Source organism: Rhodococcus spelaei (assembly GCF_006704125.1).
GTDB lineage: Bacteria > Actinomycetota > Actinomycetes > Mycobacteriales > Mycobacteriaceae > Rhodococcus_G > Rhodococcus_G spelaei.
This window is the reverse complement of record NZ_VIGH01000001.1, coordinates 749,933-765,732: the sequence shown is the minus strand read 5'-3', so window position 1 is coordinate 765,732 and position 15,800 is coordinate 749,933. Positions and strand designations below refer to the sequence as shown.

16 protein-coding genes are annotated in these 15,800 nt (G+C 68.6%); 9 read left to right on the top strand and 7 right to left on the bottom strand.

What is annotated here, in order from left to right:
• Positions 1 to 64 precede the first annotated feature (64 nt).
• A complete protein-coding gene (locus FK531_RS03555) occupies positions 65 to 679 on the top strand; it encodes a TetR/AcrR family transcriptional regulator (protein WP_142095217.1) in 615 nt (204 codons plus the stop codon).
• A 71-nt stretch (positions 680 to 750) separates the two neighbouring features.
• Here the strand turns inward: FK531_RS03555 and FK531_RS03550 are convergent, their stop codons facing one another.
• Together FK531_RS03550 and FK531_RS03545 are read right to left on the bottom strand one after the other, a co-directional pair.
• A complete protein-coding gene (locus FK531_RS03550) occupies positions 751 to 1,902 on the bottom strand; it encodes an acetyl-CoA C-acetyltransferase (RefSeq protein WP_142095216.1) in 1,152 nt (383 codons plus the stop codon).
• A 21-nt stretch (positions 1,903 to 1,923) separates the two neighbouring features.
• Entirely contained in the window at positions 1,924 to 2,550 is a 627-nt protein-coding gene (locus FK531_RS03545; protein ID WP_142095215.1) for a TetR/AcrR family transcriptional regulator, read from the bottom strand.
• Positions 2,551 to 2,590: 40 nt separating this feature from the next.
• Here FK531_RS03545 and FK531_RS03540 point away from each other — a divergent pair, with 40 nt between their 5' ends.
• Positions 2,591 to 3,352 (top strand): SDR family NAD(P)-dependent oxidoreductase, encoded by a 762-nt coding sequence (locus tag FK531_RS03540; protein ID WP_142095214.1) that lies wholly within the window; start codon positions 2,591 to 2,593, stop codon positions 3,350 to 3,352.
• Here FK531_RS03540 and FK531_RS03535 read toward each other — a convergent pair.
• From FK531_RS03535 to FK531_RS03525, 3 genes are all read right to left on the bottom strand, one after another.
• The gene (locus FK531_RS03535) at positions 3,349 to 4,425 is read right to left on the bottom strand and encodes a type IV toxin-antitoxin system AbiEi family antitoxin domain-containing protein (RefSeq protein ID WP_142095213.1); all 1,077 of its coding nucleotides are present in this window, start codon (positions 4,423 to 4,425) and stop codon (positions 3,349 to 3,351) included. The genes FK531_RS03540 and FK531_RS03535 overlap by 4 nt on opposite strands.
• A gap of 128 nt (positions 4,426 to 4,553) precedes the next feature.
• A complete protein-coding gene (locus FK531_RS03530) occupies positions 4,554 to 5,363 on the bottom strand; it encodes an SDR family oxidoreductase (RefSeq protein ID WP_142095212.1) in 810 nt (269 codons plus the stop codon).
• Positions 5,360 to 6,565: an acyl-CoA dehydrogenase family protein gene (locus tag FK531_RS03525; RefSeq protein ID WP_142095211.1), complete on the bottom strand. Its 1,206-nt coding sequence runs from the start codon at positions 6,563 to 6,565 to the stop codon at positions 5,360 to 5,362. Before FK531_RS03525 ends, FK531_RS03530 begins: the two co-directional genes overlap by 4 nt.
• A gap of 45 nt (positions 6,566 to 6,610) precedes the next feature.
• Here FK531_RS03525 and FK531_RS03520 point away from each other — a divergent pair, with 45 nt between their 5' ends.
• The 5 genes from FK531_RS03520 to FK531_RS03500 are packed head-to-tail and all read left to right on the top strand — an operon-like array spanning position 6,611 to position 12,300.
• Positions 6,611 to 8,164: a FadD3 family acyl-CoA ligase gene (locus FK531_RS03520; RefSeq protein ID WP_142095210.1), complete on the top strand. Its 1,554-nt coding sequence runs from the start codon at positions 6,611 to 6,613 to the stop codon at positions 8,162 to 8,164.
• Positions 8,161 to 9,057 (top strand): enoyl-CoA hydratase, encoded by an 897-nt coding sequence (locus FK531_RS03515; protein WP_290367594.1) that lies wholly within the window; start codon positions 8,161 to 8,163, stop codon positions 9,055 to 9,057. Before FK531_RS03520 ends, FK531_RS03515 begins: the two co-directional genes overlap by 4 nt.
• Positions 9,057 to 10,220 (top strand): acyl-CoA dehydrogenase family protein, encoded by a 1,164-nt coding sequence (locus tag FK531_RS03510; protein ID WP_142095209.1) that lies wholly within the window; start codon positions 9,057 to 9,059, stop codon positions 10,218 to 10,220. Before FK531_RS03515 ends, FK531_RS03510 begins: the two co-directional genes overlap by 1 nt.
• Positions 10,217 to 11,173, top strand: a complete 957-nt coding sequence (locus FK531_RS03505; protein WP_142095208.1) for an acyl-CoA dehydrogenase family protein — start codon at positions 10,217 to 10,219, stop codon at positions 11,171 to 11,173. The genes FK531_RS03510 and FK531_RS03505 overlap by 4 nt, the downstream gene beginning before the upstream one ends.
• Positions 11,170 to 12,300, top strand: a complete 1,131-nt coding sequence (locus FK531_RS03500; protein WP_142095207.1) for an acyl-CoA dehydrogenase family protein — start codon at positions 11,170 to 11,172, stop codon at positions 12,298 to 12,300. The genes FK531_RS03505 and FK531_RS03500 overlap by 4 nt, the downstream gene beginning before the upstream one ends.
• 118 nt (positions 12,301 to 12,418) lie before the next feature.
• Here the strand turns inward: FK531_RS03500 and FK531_RS03495 are convergent, their stop codons facing one another.
• Positions 12,419 to 13,594: a cytochrome P450 gene (locus FK531_RS03495; protein ID WP_142095206.1), complete on the bottom strand. Its 1,176-nt coding sequence runs from the start codon at positions 13,592 to 13,594 to the stop codon at positions 12,419 to 12,421.
• A gap of 131 nt (positions 13,595 to 13,725) precedes the next feature.
• Between FK531_RS03495 and FK531_RS03490 the strand changes: the two genes are divergently transcribed.
• Together FK531_RS03490 and FK531_RS03485 are read left to right on the top strand one after the other, a co-directional pair.
• Positions 13,726 to 14,571: an SDR family oxidoreductase gene (locus FK531_RS03490; protein WP_142095205.1), complete on the top strand. Its 846-nt coding sequence runs from the start codon at positions 13,726 to 13,728 to the stop codon at positions 14,569 to 14,571.
• A gap of 77 nt (positions 14,572 to 14,648) precedes the next feature.
• Positions 14,649 to 15,344, top strand: coding sequence for an acetoacetate decarboxylase family protein (locus FK531_RS03485; RefSeq protein WP_142095358.1), 696 nt, complete (start codon positions 14,649 to 14,651; stop codon positions 15,342 to 15,344).
• Between the two features lie 4 nt (positions 15,345 to 15,348).
• Here FK531_RS03485 and FK531_RS03480 read toward each other — a convergent pair whose 3' ends face one another.
• Positions 15,349 to 15,792 (bottom strand): SRPBCC family protein, encoded by a 444-nt coding sequence (locus FK531_RS03480; protein WP_142095204.1) that lies wholly within the window; start codon positions 15,790 to 15,792, stop codon positions 15,349 to 15,351.
• Between the last annotated feature and the right edge of the window lie 8 nt (positions 15,793 to 15,800).

Here is a 15,800-nt window from a genome sequence, read left to right as displayed (position 1 = left end):
AGGGAGATACCGGAGGTCGCGGACCCGCTTGGCCGGCACCTCGCCTGCGGTAGTGTCCGCCCCTGTGAAGGCGTCCCACGAGCACACCGTCGAGGCCAGCGGGCCCGGCCGTCCACGCGACCCACAAGTCGACCGGGCAGTCCTGGAGGCGACGGTGGACCTGCTCGTCGAGGCCGGCTACCAGAAGACCACCATTCAGGCGATCGCCCGCCGCGCGCAGGTCAGCGCGCCCGCGATCTACCGCCGCTGGGCCACCCGCGAGATGATCATCGAGGACGCGATCTTCGGCCTCCAACGGGGCGAGGTGCCCCTGCCGCCCGCGACCGACGACCTGCGCGCCGACCTGCTGGCGTGGATCCACAAGTTCCTCGACCGCACCGCCCACCCCGCCGCCCGCTCCGCGATCCCCGGTCTGCTGTCCGCCTACCACCATCACGACGGCGTGCACGAGCGCATCGTGCAGCGCGCCGAGATACCCGTCCGCGCAGCGCTGGTCGAGCGAATCCTGCAGGCGGTTCCTACCGCAGGCGCGAACGCCGAGACCACTGCGGAGACGGTTTTCGACATCCTGTTGTCCGCCACCATGATCCGGGGGCTCGCGCACGGCTACGAGGACGCCGACGCCTGGTGTGAGCGCCTCGCCGACGCACTCGACGCACTGATCGGCACCATCGCCTGACGTGAAGCACTTCGGCCCCGCACGTCCCGGAAGGGGATGTGCGGGGCCGAAATCGGTTGTGCTGGGTTCGACTAGCCGAGGCGCTCGATGATGGTGACGTTCGCGGTGCCGCCACCCTCGCAGATGGTCAGCAGACCGTAGCGGCCGCCGGTGCGCTCGAGCTCGTTGAGCAGGGTTGCCATCAGCTTGGTGCCGGTGGCGCCGAGCGGGTGGCCGAGCGCGATCGCGCCGCCGTTGACGTTGACCTTGGCCGGGTCGGCGCCGATCTCCTTGATCCAGGCGAGCACGACGGGCGCGAAGGCCTCGTTGATCTCGATCAGGTCGATGTCGTCGATGGTCAGTCCGGTCTTGGCCAGCGCGTGCTGGGTGGCCGGGATCGGCGCGCTGAGCATGAAGATCGGGTCGTCGCCGCGGGCGCTCATGTGGTGGATCCGGGCACGCGGCTTCAGGCCGTGCTTGGCGACGGCCTCCTCGGAGGCGAGCAGCAGTGCGCTGGCACCGTCCGAGATCTGGCTCGCGACGGCGGCGGTCATCTTGCCGCCCTCGACGAGCACGTTCAGCCCGGCCATCTTCTCCAGGCTGGTCTCGCGCGGACCCTCGTCGACGGTGGCGTCACCGAGCGGCACGATCTCGTTGTCGAAGCGGCCCGCGGCGATGGCGGCCTTCGCGCGCTCGTGGCTCTGCAGGGCCCACTTCTCGAGCTCTTCGCGGCTGATGTCCCACTTGTCGGCGATCATCTCGGCGCCCTTGAACTGGGACACCTCCTGGTCGCCGTAGCGCTCGGTCCAGCCCTTCGACTCGGCGGTCGGGGTGGAGAAGCCGTACTGCCCACCGACGATCATCGCCGCCGAGATCGGGATCTGGCTCATGTTCTGCACGCCGCCGGCAACGATCAGGTCCGCGGTGCCCGACAGGATCGCCTGGGCGCCGAACTGGATCGCCTGCTGGCTCGAGCCGCACTGCCGGTCGACGGTCACGCCGGGCACGTGCTGCGGCAGCCCGGCCGCGAGCCACGCCATGCGCGCGATGTTGCCGGCCTGGCCGCCGATCGCGTCGACGCAACCGAACACGACGTCGTCGACCTCGGACGGGTCGATGCCGGTGCGCTCGACGAGAGCCTTGACGATGTGAGCACCGAGGTCGATCGGGTGGACGCCGGAGAGGGCGCCGTTCTTCTTGCCGATCGGGGTGCGGATGGCGTCGACGATGTATGCCTCAGGCATGAACAGCTCCTAATTCTCGGATTACTTGCCGGACTCAGGGCTGGCGAGCCCGTCGAGCACGATGGCGAGGTATTGCTTGGCAACGGTTTCGGCGGTCATCGGTCCGCCGGGCCGATACCAACGGACCGCCACCCACACGGTGTCGCGCATGAAGCGGTAGACCAGTTCGACATCGATGTCGGGACGAAAACTGCCGTCCTCGATGCCGGATTCGAGCACCGAGACCCACAGTCCGCGGAACTCCCGATTACGCTCGGTGATGTACGCGAACCGCTCGGTTCCGACGAGGTGCTTGGCCTCGTCCTGGTAGATCGCCACCGCGGCGTGCGACTGGTCGATGGAGTCGAACGACGCGACGACCAGCGCCTCGAGGGTGGCGCGAGCACCGAGACCGGCGTCCACGATCGCGCGGTAGCGGCCGAACAGGTCGTCGAGGAAGCCCTTGAGGATCTCGTCGACCATCGACTCCTTCGAGTCGAAATGGTGGTAGAGACTGCCGGAGAGGATGCCCGCGGCGTCGGCGATGTCGCGGACGGTGGTCGCGCGCATCCCGCGTTCGGCGAACAGCGAGGCCGCCAACTCGAGCAGTTCGGCTCTGCGGCCGGACTTGTTGGTGGACTCTTCGGCGGCGCGTGGCGGAGGGGTCACACACACAGGATATCAACCAAGCGCTTGTTAGGGTATCTGTATGCCCCTCCAATCCCCCTGCGCAGTGGTCACCGGCGGTTCCGGCGGCATCGGCATCGAGGTTTCCCGACGTCTCGCCGCCGACGGACTTCCGGTCGCGATCACCTACCGATCCAACGCCGCACGCGCCGACGCCCTCGTCCAGGAGCTCACCGCGGCCGGTGGACGCGCCCGCGCGGACCAGGTCGACCTCGCCGACAACACGCAGGTCGCAGACTGGGCGCAGGACCTGACAACCGGGTTCGGCCAACCGGCGGTCCTGGTGCACGCGGCCGGACCGCACATCCCGATGGTGCACCTGTCGAAGGTCTCCCCCGACACCTTCTCCGCACACCTCGGCGCCGAGGCCGCCGCGTTCTTCTCGCTCGTGCACGGATTCCTGCCCGCACTGCGCGAGACCCGCGGTTCGGTGGTCGCGGTGACCACTGCCGCCACCGACCGCTACCCCGTCCGGGACGGACTGTCGGCGGGGACGAAGGGCGCGGTCGAGGCACTGGTCCGGGCCTTCGCCGCCGAGGAGGGCCGGTTCGGTGTGCGTTTCAACGCAGTCGGTCCGGGCATGCTCACCGACGGGATGGCCGAGCGCCTGATGGGCAATTCGGATCTCGACGAGCGCGCCCAGGCGGTCGCGATGAGCCGAATCCCCCTGCAGCGCTTCGGCTCCGCGGCAGACATCGCGGAGGCCGTCTGCTTCCTGGCCAGCGCGAAGGCCGGCTTCGTCACCGGCCAGAAGTTGAACGTCGACGGCGGCTACACCGTCTAGGCGGCTTCGCCGCCCGTGAGTCCTTCTGGCCCCCATGCGGACCAGAAGGACTCACAGGCGCGACATGGGTTTTCGTCGCGCCGCACCCAGCCCTCGCGGCGCAGGACCCGCTCGACCTCCTGCGCCACCACACACGCAGTCCCGACGGTCTCCTCGAAGCCGTAAACCAACCGCGGCCGGTCTGCCAGTTCGGCGGCGTTGTCGCGGCGCCGGTCGCGGAACCGCACCTCACGCATGAAGTGTGCCCACCGCCCGTCCAGGCGGACGATCAGGGGTACGCCGAATTCGGTGTAGTCACAGTCCTCCCACAGGGTCCTGCCGTCGACGATCACCGGCCCCTGCCGGTGCGCTCTGGGCAAGCCGTGCGCCTGCTCGACGTCGACCGCGAAGTGGTATTCGAGCATCGATTGCACACCCTCCGCTAGCAGACTGACTGCGCCCCCGAGCGCCTTGCGATACCGCCGTGGGGTGCGTTCCTGGATGCGCTGCCGAACGTCCGCCAACCGGATACGACGGTTCGTCACCGACGAGATCAGGCTGACGTAGGCGGCACGCGCGGTCGGCTCTGCCACCGCGAAGTCGATCGCCGTATCGGCCAACGAAGTCCGGGGCATTGCTGTATCGAGGCCGATGTGGCCGTGCGCACGCGAACGGTGCACGACGACCCCGGGATGCAGAACTGAACCGGCTGCGGGCATCGGAAACCCTGAGCTACCACCCGCGACGTGCGTGGCGGGCTGTCCCTTGGCCGAGCACCGGTACGGCACGGTGATGTGCACGGGCGACGAAGGATCGACGGGAACGATGCCCCATTCCTCCGCAGCAGTTCGATGGCTCAGCAGCGCCGGACCGCCGCCGTAGATCAGCGCGGCCATGAGCGTCATGTGTCGGTTGAGCGGGCCGGTGGTCACGCAGTAGACGCCGTGCAGTACCCGCTGCCAGCGCCCGGCATCGAGGCGATTGCGCACCCGCGTGCGCGGGAAGCCGAATGCGGCCAACTGCGCCTGGGTAACCAACCCGAGCTGCGCGTCGAGAAGAACTTGAAGCTCATGAGGCATCTGTTCCGGGTGCATGCACCGGATCGTGACCGCGGGGTCCGACACAACGCCCGACCCGGCGACGGCTATCCACAAGCCTGCCGAGCCCGTGAGTCCTTTCGGCCCACATGGGGACCAGAAGGACTCACGGGCGGCGGAGCCGCCTACGCGCGCTGGCTGGAGATGGAGACGATCTCGCCGGTGAGGTAGGTCGTGTAGTCGCTGGCGAGCATCGCGATGGTCGCGGCGATCTCCCACACCTCGGCCGCGCGACCGAACGCCTCGGCCCCGGCCAGCTGGTCGAGCAGTTCCTCGCTGGTGACCTTCGCCAGGAACGCGTGCCGCGCGATCGACGGCGCCACCGCGTTGATGCGGACGCCGTACTCGGCGGCCTCGATCGCCGAGCAGCGGGTGAGCGCCATGACGCCGGCCTTCGCCGCCGCGTAGTGCGCCTGCGAGTGCTGGGCGCGCCAGCCGAGCACCGACGCGTTGTTCACGAGGACGCCGTTGTGCTCGACGCTCTTGAAGTACCGCAGCGCGGCACGGGTGGCACGGAACGTGCTGGTCAGGGTGATGTCGAGGACGCGGTCCCACTGATCGTCGGTCATGTCGACGATCGGGGTCTCGCCGCCGAGCCCGGCGTTGTTGACCAGGACGTCGATACGGCCGAGCTTCTCTGCGGCGCCGGCGATCAGGGCGTCGACCTGCTCCGTGCTCGAGACGTCGCAGACGAACGACTCGACCTGCTGGCCGCCGAACTCGGCGGACAGCTTCTCGACCGTCTCGCCGAGGCGCCGCTCGTGGAAGTCGGAGACCAGGACGTCGCCGCCCTCGAGCAGTGCGCGACGGGCGGTGGCGAAGCCGATGCCGGTGCCCGCTGCGGCGGTCACGACGACCTTCTTGCCCTTGAGCAGGTTGTGGCCCTCGATCTCCGCGGGTGCGACGGCCAGGGGGGACTTGAGGGTTGCGGTCACGGTCGAGCCTCTCGGGGAAGGCCGAGCACTCGCTCGGCGATGATGTTGCGCTGGATCTCGTTGGATCCGCCGTAGATGGTGTCGGCCCGGCTGAACAGGAAGAGTCGCTGCTGGTCGCTCAGGTCGGCGTCGGCACCGAAGGCTCCGTCGCCGGCGAGCAGCGAGTCGGCTCCCGCGACCTCCATCGCGAGCTCGCCGAGGTGCCGGTGCCAGTTGGCCCACAACAGCTTCGCGACCGACGCCTCGCCGCCGTTGCCGGAGGCGTCCACCGACGACAGGGTGCGCATCGCATGCGCGCGCATCACCTGCAGGCCCAACCAGGCCCGGGTCAGCTTGTCCTTGATGACGGGATCGGTTGCCGCGCCGTTGCGTTCGGCCAGCTCGACGATCTCGGACAGTTCCTTCGCGAAGCCGACCTGCTGGCCGAGGGTGGAGATGCCGCGCTCGAAGGTGAGCGTGCCCATCGCCACGCCCCAGCCCTGCCCGACCTCTCCGACCACAAGGTCGGCGTCGGTGCGGGCGTCGTCGAAGAACACCTCGTTGAACTCGGACGTGCCGGTCAGCTGCAGGATGGGTCGGACCTCGATGCCCGGCTGGTCCATCGGGACCAGCAGGTACGACAGTCCCTTGTGCCGCTGCGAGCCGGGTTCGGTCCGCGCGACGACGAAGCACCACTGCGCGACGTGCGCGAGGGAGGTCCACACCTTCTGCCCGTTGATCCGCCACTGGTCGCCGTCCAGGCGCGCCGAGGTGGCGACGTTGGCAAGATCGGAACCTGCGTTGGGCTCGGAGTAGCCCTGGCACCACAGTTCGGAGACGTTGTTGATGCCGGGCAGGAAGCGACGCTTCTGCTCCTCGGTGCCGAAGGCGATCAGAGTGGGGCCGAGGAGTTCCTCGCCGAGGTGACTCACGCGGGCCGGCGCACCGGAGCGGGCGTACTCCTCGTGGAAGATCACCTGCTGACTGAGGGTGGCCTCCTTGCCGCCGTACTCCTTCGGCCAGCCCAGGCAGGTCCAGCCCGCGGCCGCGAGATGGCGGTCCCAGGCCAGGCGTTCCTCGAAGGCCTCGTGCTCGCGACCGGGACCACCCAGCCCACGCAGACCGGCGAATTCACCGCTGAGATTGTCGGCCAACCACTCTCGAACGGTGGCGGCGAACTGCTCGTCGTCTATTGCTGTACCCAGCCCCTGGCTTACATCCACAGCGGTAGGATAACCTACCAAGCACTTGCTTTGTAGAGGAGTCCAGTGACCACTGACGTCAATACCACCCCCGCGGCGCTCGCGCGGGCCGCACGCGAGTTCGGAAACGCCGAGGCCATCGCCGACGGCGACGTCCGGATCAGCTACGCGGACCTCCTCGACCGCGTCCGCACGACCGCTCGCGCGCTGATCGCCCGCGGGATCGAACCCGGCGACCGGATCGCGGTGTGGGCCCCGAACACCTACCACTGGGTGATCGCGGCGCTCGGCGCCCAGTACGCGGGCGCGGCGATCGTGCCGATCAACACCCGGTACACCGGCAGTGAGGCCCTCGACCTGGTGGTCCGCACGCAGGCCAAGGGCCTGTTCGTGGTCGGCCCGTTCCTCAAGTCCGACCGCTGGGCGGAGCTCACCCGTGCCGCCGCGCCCGGCGACCTCGACCACCTGCACACGGTGATCCGGATCCCGTTCGACGCGGCCGAGCCGGCCGAAGGCGTCCTCGACTGGGCCGACCTCGACGGCATCGCCGAGTCCGTGACCGTCGAACAGGCCGACGCCCGCGCGCAGGCCGTCGGACCCGACGACCTCGCCGACATCCTCTTCACCTCGGGGACTACCGGCAAGAGCAAGGGCGTGATGACCGCGCACCGGCAGACGATCCGCGTCGCCGAGGCCTGGGGCGACTGCGCGGAGGTCACCTCGGCCGACCGCTACCTGATCATCAACCCGTTCTTCCACACGTTCGGATACAAAGCGGGCTTCGTGGTCTGCATCCTCAACGGGGCGACCATCGTGCCGATGGCACTGTTCGACGTGCCGAAGGTGATGGAGAAGATCGCGACGGAGAAGATCAGCATCCTCCCCGGCGCCCCGACCATCCACCAGACGATCCTCGACTTCCCCACCCGCGACGACTACGACCTGTCCAGCCTGCGGGTCGCGATCACCGGTGCCGCGGCGGTCCCGGTCACCCTCGTCGAGCGACTGCAGTCCGAGCTCAGCTACAAGGCGGTGCTCACCGCGTACGGGCAGACCGAGGCGGTCGTGGTCACGATGTGCCGCACCGACGACGACCCGGTCACCGTCTCGACCACGTCCGGTCGCGCCGTGCCCGGCATGGAGGTGCGCATCGGCGAGCAGGGCGAGATCCTGGTGCGCGGTGATGCCATCATGCTCGGCTACCTCGACGATCCCGAGTCCACTGCCAAGACCATCGACGCGGACGGCTGGCTGCACACCGGCGACGTCGGCGTCATGGACGAACGCGGCTACATCGACATCACCGATCGCCTCAAGGACATGTACATCTCCGGCGGCTTCAACGTGTACCCCGCCGAGATCGAGAACACCCTGGCCCGGATCGACGCCGTCGCCGAGTCCGCGGTCATCGGCATCCCGGACGAGCGAATGGGCGAGGTGGGCCGCGCCTACGTCGTCGCCAAGCCGGGGCGCACCGTCACCGCGGACGAGGTGCTCGCGTTCTGCAAGGAGCACCTGGCGAACTTCAAGATCCCCCGCGAGGTCACCGTGCGGGACTCGCTGCCGCGCAACCCCTCCGGCAAGGTTCTCAAGAACGAACTGCGCGAGGACAAGTCGTGACCGCACTGCCGGGGACGACGGTTCCGTACGAGGGTGAGGTCGTCACCTACGAGGTGCGCGGGCGGATCGCGGTGGTGACCATGAACCGGCCCGACTACCGCAACGCGCAGAACTCCGTGATGACCTACGCCCTCGACGCGGCCTTCCAGCGCGCGGTGGAGGACCCGGACGTCGGCGCGATCGTGTTGGCAGGCAACGGCGAGCACTTCAGCGCCGGACACGACATCGGAACCGTCGGACGCGACCACCACGTGTCCTACGACAACAAGGCCGTCATGTGGTGGGACCACGTCGACCGCGAGGGCGGCGACCAGCGTTTCGCCCGCGAGATGGAGGTCTACCTCGGGATGTGCCGGCGGTGGCGCGAGCTGCCCAAGCCGACCATCGCGATGGTGCACGGCGCCTGCATCGCCGGCGGACTGATGCTGTCCTGGGTGTGCGACCTGATCGTTGCCTCTGATGACGCCTTCTTCGCCGATCCCGTTGTCCGGATGGGCATTCCGGGTGTCGAGTACTTCGCACACCCCTGGGTGCTCGGAGTCCGTGGGGCCAAGGAGATCCTGTTCACCGGCGACCGCTTCTCCGCGCAACGCGCCTACGAGTGGGGCATGGTCAGTCGCGTGGTCCCGCGCGAGCAGCTCGAGGCCACCGCGATGGACCTGGCCGACCGGATCGCGACCATGCCGCAGTTCGGGCTGGCGCTGACCAAGAAGGCCGTCAATCAGTGCGAGGACCTGATGGGCGTGCGGGCCGGGATGGACTCCGTGTTCGGACTGCACCACTTCGCGCACGCACACAACGCCGAAATGGGCTCCGGCCCCCTGGGCGGTCTGGACGCCAAATCAATGAAACAGCACGGCTCGACCGTGGTGAAGAAGGCTGGAGAGAACTAGTGGATCTCGAATTCGACGACGCCACAGTCGCATTCCGCGACGAAGTGCGTGCGTTCCTCAAGGCGAACGTCCCCGCCGAGCCGCTGCCGCACATGGACACGGCGGAGGGCTTCGAGGCTCACCGGCAGTGGGAGCGCACCCTCGCGGACGCACGCCTGTCGGTGGTGTCCTGGCCCGCCGAGTACGGCGGCCGCGACGCCACCCTCGAGCAGTGGGTCATCTTCGAGGAGGAGTACTACCGCTCGGGCGCGCCCGGCCGGGTCAGCCAGAACGGCATCTTCCTACTGGCACCCACGCTCTTCGAGCATGCCAAGCCCGAGCAGCTGGCACGGATCATGCCGCGCATGGCCCGTGCCGACGACATCTGGGCCCAGGCCTGGTCCGAGCCCGAGTCCGGCTCCGACCTGGCCAGCCTGCGCGCCACGGCGACCAAGGTCGACGGCGGCTGGCTGCTCAACGGCCAGAAGACCTGGAGCTCCCGCGCCGCGTTCGCGGACTGGGGATTCGGCCTGTTCCGCTCCGACCCGGAGGCCCAGCGCCACAAGGGCATCACGTACTACATGTTCGACCTGCGGTCGAAGGGCGTCACCGTCCGCCCGATCGACCAGCTCGACGGCCTGCCCGGCTTCGCCGAGGTGTTCCTCGAGGACGTCTTCGTGCCCGACGACCCGGCGAACCCCGCGGAGTCCGGCGTGATCGGCGCCGTCAACGAGGGCTGGCGGGTCGCGATGAGCACCGCGAGCAACGAGCGTGGCCTGTCGCTCCGTTCCCCCGGCCGCTTCCTCGCCGCCACAGACCGGCTCGTGCAGCTGTGGAAGGCGAACGGCGACGAGTCGGACACCGCGCTGCGCGACCGGGTCGTCGACGCGTGGATCGGGTCGCGCGCCTACGAGCTGAGCACCTGGGGCACCGTCACCCGACTCGCCGACGGCGGCCAGCTCGGCGCCGAGTCCTCGATCAACAAGGTGTTCTGGTCCGAGTGGGACGTGGCCACCCACGAGACCGCACTCGACCTGCTCGGCCCGGAGGCCGAGCTCGCGGACACTGCGTGGATGGACGGCTACCTGTTCTCCCTCTCCGGCCCGATCTACGCCGGCACCAACGAGATCCAGAAGAATGTCATCGCCGAGCGGCTGCTCGGCCTACCTAAGGCGGACCGATGAGATTCGCTCTCGACTCCTCGCACACCGATTTCGCGGACAGCATCGACTCGCTGCTCGCCAAGTCCGACATGCCCGCGGTGATCCGGGCATGGAACGCCGGTGACACCGCGCCCGGTCTCAAGGTGTGGCAGCGCCTTGCGGAGACCGGCGTCAACGGCCTGATCATCGACGAGGCGCACGACGGCCTCGGTGCCGACGCCATCGACCTGATCGTCGCGGTCGAGCAGCTGGGCCGGCACGCGGTGCCGGGTCCGGTCGCCGAGACCATCGCCGTCGCACCGGTACTGCTCGCGGACGCGGCGCCGGACCGGCTGTCCGCGCTCGCCGAGGGGGCGCTGGCCACCGTCGCCGCCCCGCCGCGGGTGCCGTTCGCCGTCGACGCGAACGCCGTCGAGCTGACCCTGCTCGTGCAGGGCGACTCGGTGTCCACCGCCACCGTCGGCGACCAGCACGGGTCCGTCGACCAGGCCCGGAAGCTGTTCTCCGTCACCGCCGCCGAGACGCTCGGCGACGCGGACATCGAGCGCGCCTTCGACCTGGGCGCGCTCGCCACCGCCGCCCAGCTGCTCGGCCTCGGCCGCACCATGCTCGAGATCAGCACCGAATACGCCAAGCAGCGCAAGCAGTTCGGCAAGGCCATCGGCAGCCAGCAGTCGATCAAGCACCACCTGGCGAACGTCGCCATCGGCCTCGAGATGGCCCGGCCGCTGCTACACGGCGCCGCGCTGTCGGTCCGCGACGGCTCCGCCGACGCCCGCCGCGACATCTCCGCGGCGAAGGTCGCGTGCGGCGACGCCGCGTACCGCGCGTCCCGGATCGCCCTCCAGGTGCACGGCGCGATCGGGTACACCCAGGAACACGACCTGTCCCTGTGGCTGACCAAGACCCGGGCCCTGCTGACCGCGTGGGGCACCCCGTCGGTGCACCGCGCCCGTGTGATGGAGGCGCTGTGAGTTCCGTCGCCGCCGTCGGCGCGTTCACCGACGAGCAGCTCGAGCTGCGAAAGACGGTTCGGGCCTTGCTGACCAAGCACGCGGCACCCGATGCGGTGCGCGCGGCCGCGGACTCCGCGGACGGCTACGACGCCGCGCTGTGGGAGATGCTGTGCCAGCAGGTCGGTGTCGCCGCACTGGCCATCCCCGAGGAGTTCGGTGGCATCGGCGCGAGCGCGGTCGAAACCCACCTGGTGCTCGAGGAGTTGGGCCGCACACTGGCCCCGACCCCGATGCTCGGCTCGGTCGTCCTCGGCGCGCAGGCGATCCTCGCCAGCGGGAACACCGAGGCCTGCGAGCGACTCCTGCCCGACATCGCGGAGGGCGCGACCATCGCGGCGCTGTGCTGGACCGGAAGCGACGGCTCCTGGGACACCGCGACGGCACCCGTCACCGCCACTGCGGCCGGTGACGGCCACTCCCTCACCGGCGCCAGCCATTTCGTGCTGGACGGTTCCTACTCCGACGTGCTGATCGTGGCCGCGGAACTGGACGGCGAGGTGGCGCTGTTCGAGGTCGATCCCGCGCAGGAGTCGGTCAGTCGCCGTCGCCTTCCGACGATGGATCCCACCCGCACCCTGGCCGTCGTGGAGTTCGCCGGAGCGACGGGTCGACTGCTCACCGCCGCCGGCAGTGCCGCCCTCGAGCGGGTCCGCGAGATCGCCTGCGTCGCATTGTCGGCCGAGCAGGTCGGCACCGCGGACCAGGCGCTGGCCAACACCGTCGAGTACAGCAAGTCGCGGGTGCAGTTCGGCCGTCCGATCGGCAGCTTCCAGGCCCTCAAGCACCGGATGGCGGACCTGTACTTCCTCGTGGAGACGGCCCGTTCGGCGTCCTACGCGGCGGTGGTCTCGCTGGTGGACGACGCACCCTCACGTGCCTCGGATGCCGGCGTCGCCAAGGTGTACTGCTCCGAGGCGTTGCAGTCGGTGACGGCGGACAGCATTCAGTTGCAGGGCGGCATCGCCATCACCTGGGAGCACGACGCACAGCTGTTCTTCAAGCGCGCGCACGGCAGCGCGCAGTTGTTCGGACAGCCGCGGGCATACCTGCATTGGATGGAGTCGGCGGCGGGTCTGCCCGCCTGATCGGCTTCTCGTCCAGCACGAAGGCCGGCCCGGGGACATCCGGGCCGGCCTTCGGCGTATCTGGACGTCGCCAACCATCCCGAGATCTGTGTCGACGGTTCCGCCGCCACACCTCCGACTACCAGCGGACCGGCATGGCCTCGAGGCCGGTGACGAAGTTCGCGGGGCGACGCGGTAGCGGGTCGCCCGAGGCCAGTTCCATGTTCGGGATCCGCTCCAGCAGCCGTTCGAACATCAACTTGCCCTCGATCCGGGCCAGCTGGTTGCCGAGGCAGAAGTGCGATCCGAAGCCGAACGCGATGTGTGGGTTCGGGTTTCGAGCGACGTCGAAGTCCTGAGCGTTCTCGAACACCGACTCGTCGAAGTTCGCCGCCTCGAACAGCAGCATCACCTTCTCGCCGGCACACAACTCGGCACCGTGAAACTCGGTGTCCCGAGTCACGGTGCGGCACATGTTCTTCACCGGAGAGGACCAGCGCAGCATTTCCTCGAGCGCCTGCGGGATCAGCGACCGGTCCGCGACCAGCTTGTCGCGCTGCTCCGGGTGCCGGATCAACTGCTCCATGCCGCCGCTGAGCACGTGCCTGGTCGTCTCGTCACCGCCGATCAGGATCAGCAGGGTCTCGGCGACGATGTCCTCGTCCGTGAGCCGTCGACCGTCGATCTCGGCGTGCACCAACACACTGGTCAGGTCCTCGGTCGGCTCGCGGCGGCGCTGCTCGATCGTGCGCATGGTGAAGTCCACGAAGGAGACGTACGCCGCCATCATCTTCGCGAGCATCTCCTCGGAGGCGTTGCTGCCCTGGGCCTTGACCAGGTCGTCGCTCCACTCCAGGAACATCTCCCGCTCCTGCGGTCGCACTCCGAGCATGTCGCCGATCACCGCCATCGGGAGTGGCGCCGCGAGATCGCGAACGAAGTCGCACTCGCCCGCGTCGATCACGGCGTCGATCAACTCGTCGCAGATCCGCTCGATGTCGGCGATCTTGGCCTCCACCCGCTTCCGGGTGAAGCCGGCGTTGACGAGCTTGCGACGGTGCAGGTGATCCGGGTCGTCCATGTCGATCATGTGCAGCAGTGGGCCGATCTCGGGGCGCACTCCCCCGGCATTCGAGAACAGCCTGGCGTCGCGCTCAGCGTCGATCGCCCCGGCGTAGCTCGCCACCCCCGCCATGCCGGTCCGGTCCCGGAAAACGGGCTCGTTCGCCCGCATCCAGGCGTACGCCTCCCTCGGGTCACCGAGCTCCCCCGCGTAGAACCGTCCGTCCACCAGCTCAATTTCGGGTCGCGTCATTTCGTCCCCTCGGTGCGCAGTTCTGGAACCTGTTCTCAACCGTCACGTCCGACCTTATTCCTGCTGAGAGCGTGGTGTATCCAAAACTGCAACGCGGTGGTAGAACAGGTTGCACACGGAGGGAGTGCGCGGTGGTCACAAACGGCACAGGTGCGTTGAAGGGCAAGTCCGTACTCGTGACAGGCGGAGGCAGCGGCATCGGACTCGGCGTGGCCGACCTCCTGGCGCAGTCCGGCGCACACGTCACGATCGGTGGGCGCACCGAGGACAAGCTCGTCGCGGCGGCAGCAACCGTCACCCCCGGGCACGGTGGCTCGATCTCCCACCACGCGGTCGACGTCACCGTCGAGGAGCAGGTCGTGCGCGCGGTCGCCGCCGCAACCGCCGTCACCGGTCGACTCGACGGAGTGGTCGCCTGCGCGGGTGGCAACGAGACCATCGCACCGGTCACCCAGATCGACGTCGACGCCTGGCGTCGCACCGTCGAGCTCAACGTCACCGGCACCATGCTGACCCTCAAACATGCCGCGCGCGAGCTCGTTCGGAGCGGCGGTGGATCATTCGTCGCGATCTCCTCCATCGCCAGCAGCAACACTCATCGTTGGTTCGGCGCGTACGGCGTCTCGAAGTCCGGGGTCGATCACCTGGTCCAACTCGGCGCGGACGAACTCGGCGCCAGCAACGTGCGTGTCAACTGCATCAGGCCCGGCCTGACCCGCACCGACCTGGTCGCCCTGATCACCGACGGCGGCCCGCTGCTCGAGGACTACCAGGCCTGCACTCCCCTACCACGGATCGGCGAGCCCGAGGACATCGCACAGCTCGCGCGATTCCTGCTGTCCGACGAATCCACCTGGATCACCGGCCAGATAATCAACGTCGACGGCGGCCAGATGCTGCGCCGCGGACCGGACTTCAGCTCGATGCTCGAGCAGGTCTACGGCGCGGAGGGCCTGCGCGGAGTGGTGGCGCAGTGACTCCGAACAGCCGGACCCCGAACAGCGGGAACTCCGACGGCCCGGCCGCCCACGACGTCCTCGGTCAGCGGGTCGAGATGCCCGTCGAGATCCGCAGGGCCTCCGCGTTCATGGCCATGTACTCCGTGCCTACCGCCGCGGCCCAGTCCCTGATCGACTACACCGGCCTCGAGGTGCTGCAGTTCCGACCCGGCCGCGGCCTGTGCGCTCTGGTCTTCGTCGACTACGTCGACGGAGATCTGGGCCCCTACAACGAATTCGGGGTCACCTTCATGGTCCGCAACCACCAAGTCACCGGCGGCGCATCGGTGACGGCCGACCTGCGGGCGCTCGCGACGGGCGGCGCCGGCGCTCTGATCCATCAACTACCCGTGGACGGCGAGTTCACCATGGCCGCAGGCCGCGGAATCTGGGGATTCCCCAAGGTGTTGGCCGATTTCGACGCCGACCACGCGAGCAAGGTCAAGCGCGCCTCCGTCAGCCAGGACGGGAAGCTGATCGTGTCCCTGTCGATCAAACCGGGCATCGCCCTGCCCGGATCGGGGACCGACAGCTCACTCGAGGCCTACTCGCATCTCGACGGAATCACCCGCCACACCGCCTGGGACATGAATCCGAGCGGTGTGCGGTCGCGGATCGGCGGCGCAGACCTGACACTGGGCTCGCACCCGATCGCGAACGAGTTGCGCGATCTCGGATTGCCGCGGCGAGCCCTGGTGACGACGTCGATTCCGGATCTGAAGATGACCTTCGGGGACGCGAAGCCGCTCTGAGGCCTCAGGACTCGAGGATCGTCTTGGCCTTCTCGAGGTTGCCCCGGACGTCGTGTGCATACAGGCGTTCCACGATCGGGTCGGCGAACTTGAACAGTCCCGTGCCTGCCTCGGTCTCCTGCAGGAACATCACGCGGGTGCCATCTCCGTCCGCGGCGAACTCGAACTCTCTGGTGTACCCGATCTTCGTTTCCTTCGACCGGAATCCCATTCGCTTGTTCGCCTCGTACTCGGTGAGTTCTTCCGTCCCCTCGACCCGCACGCCCGCGGCCTTGACCGCGAGGGACAGCACCGCCCCGACCTCGTCAGCCTTTCCCGACACCAACTTGTAGTCGATGACGTTGCTGCTCCAGTTGGTGACGTTGTCGGGGTTCGACAGGTACGCGAACACCTCGGCCACAGGTCGTTGGATGTTGATCGATTCTTCGGTCTTCAGTGTCTTGGACATGACGCAGG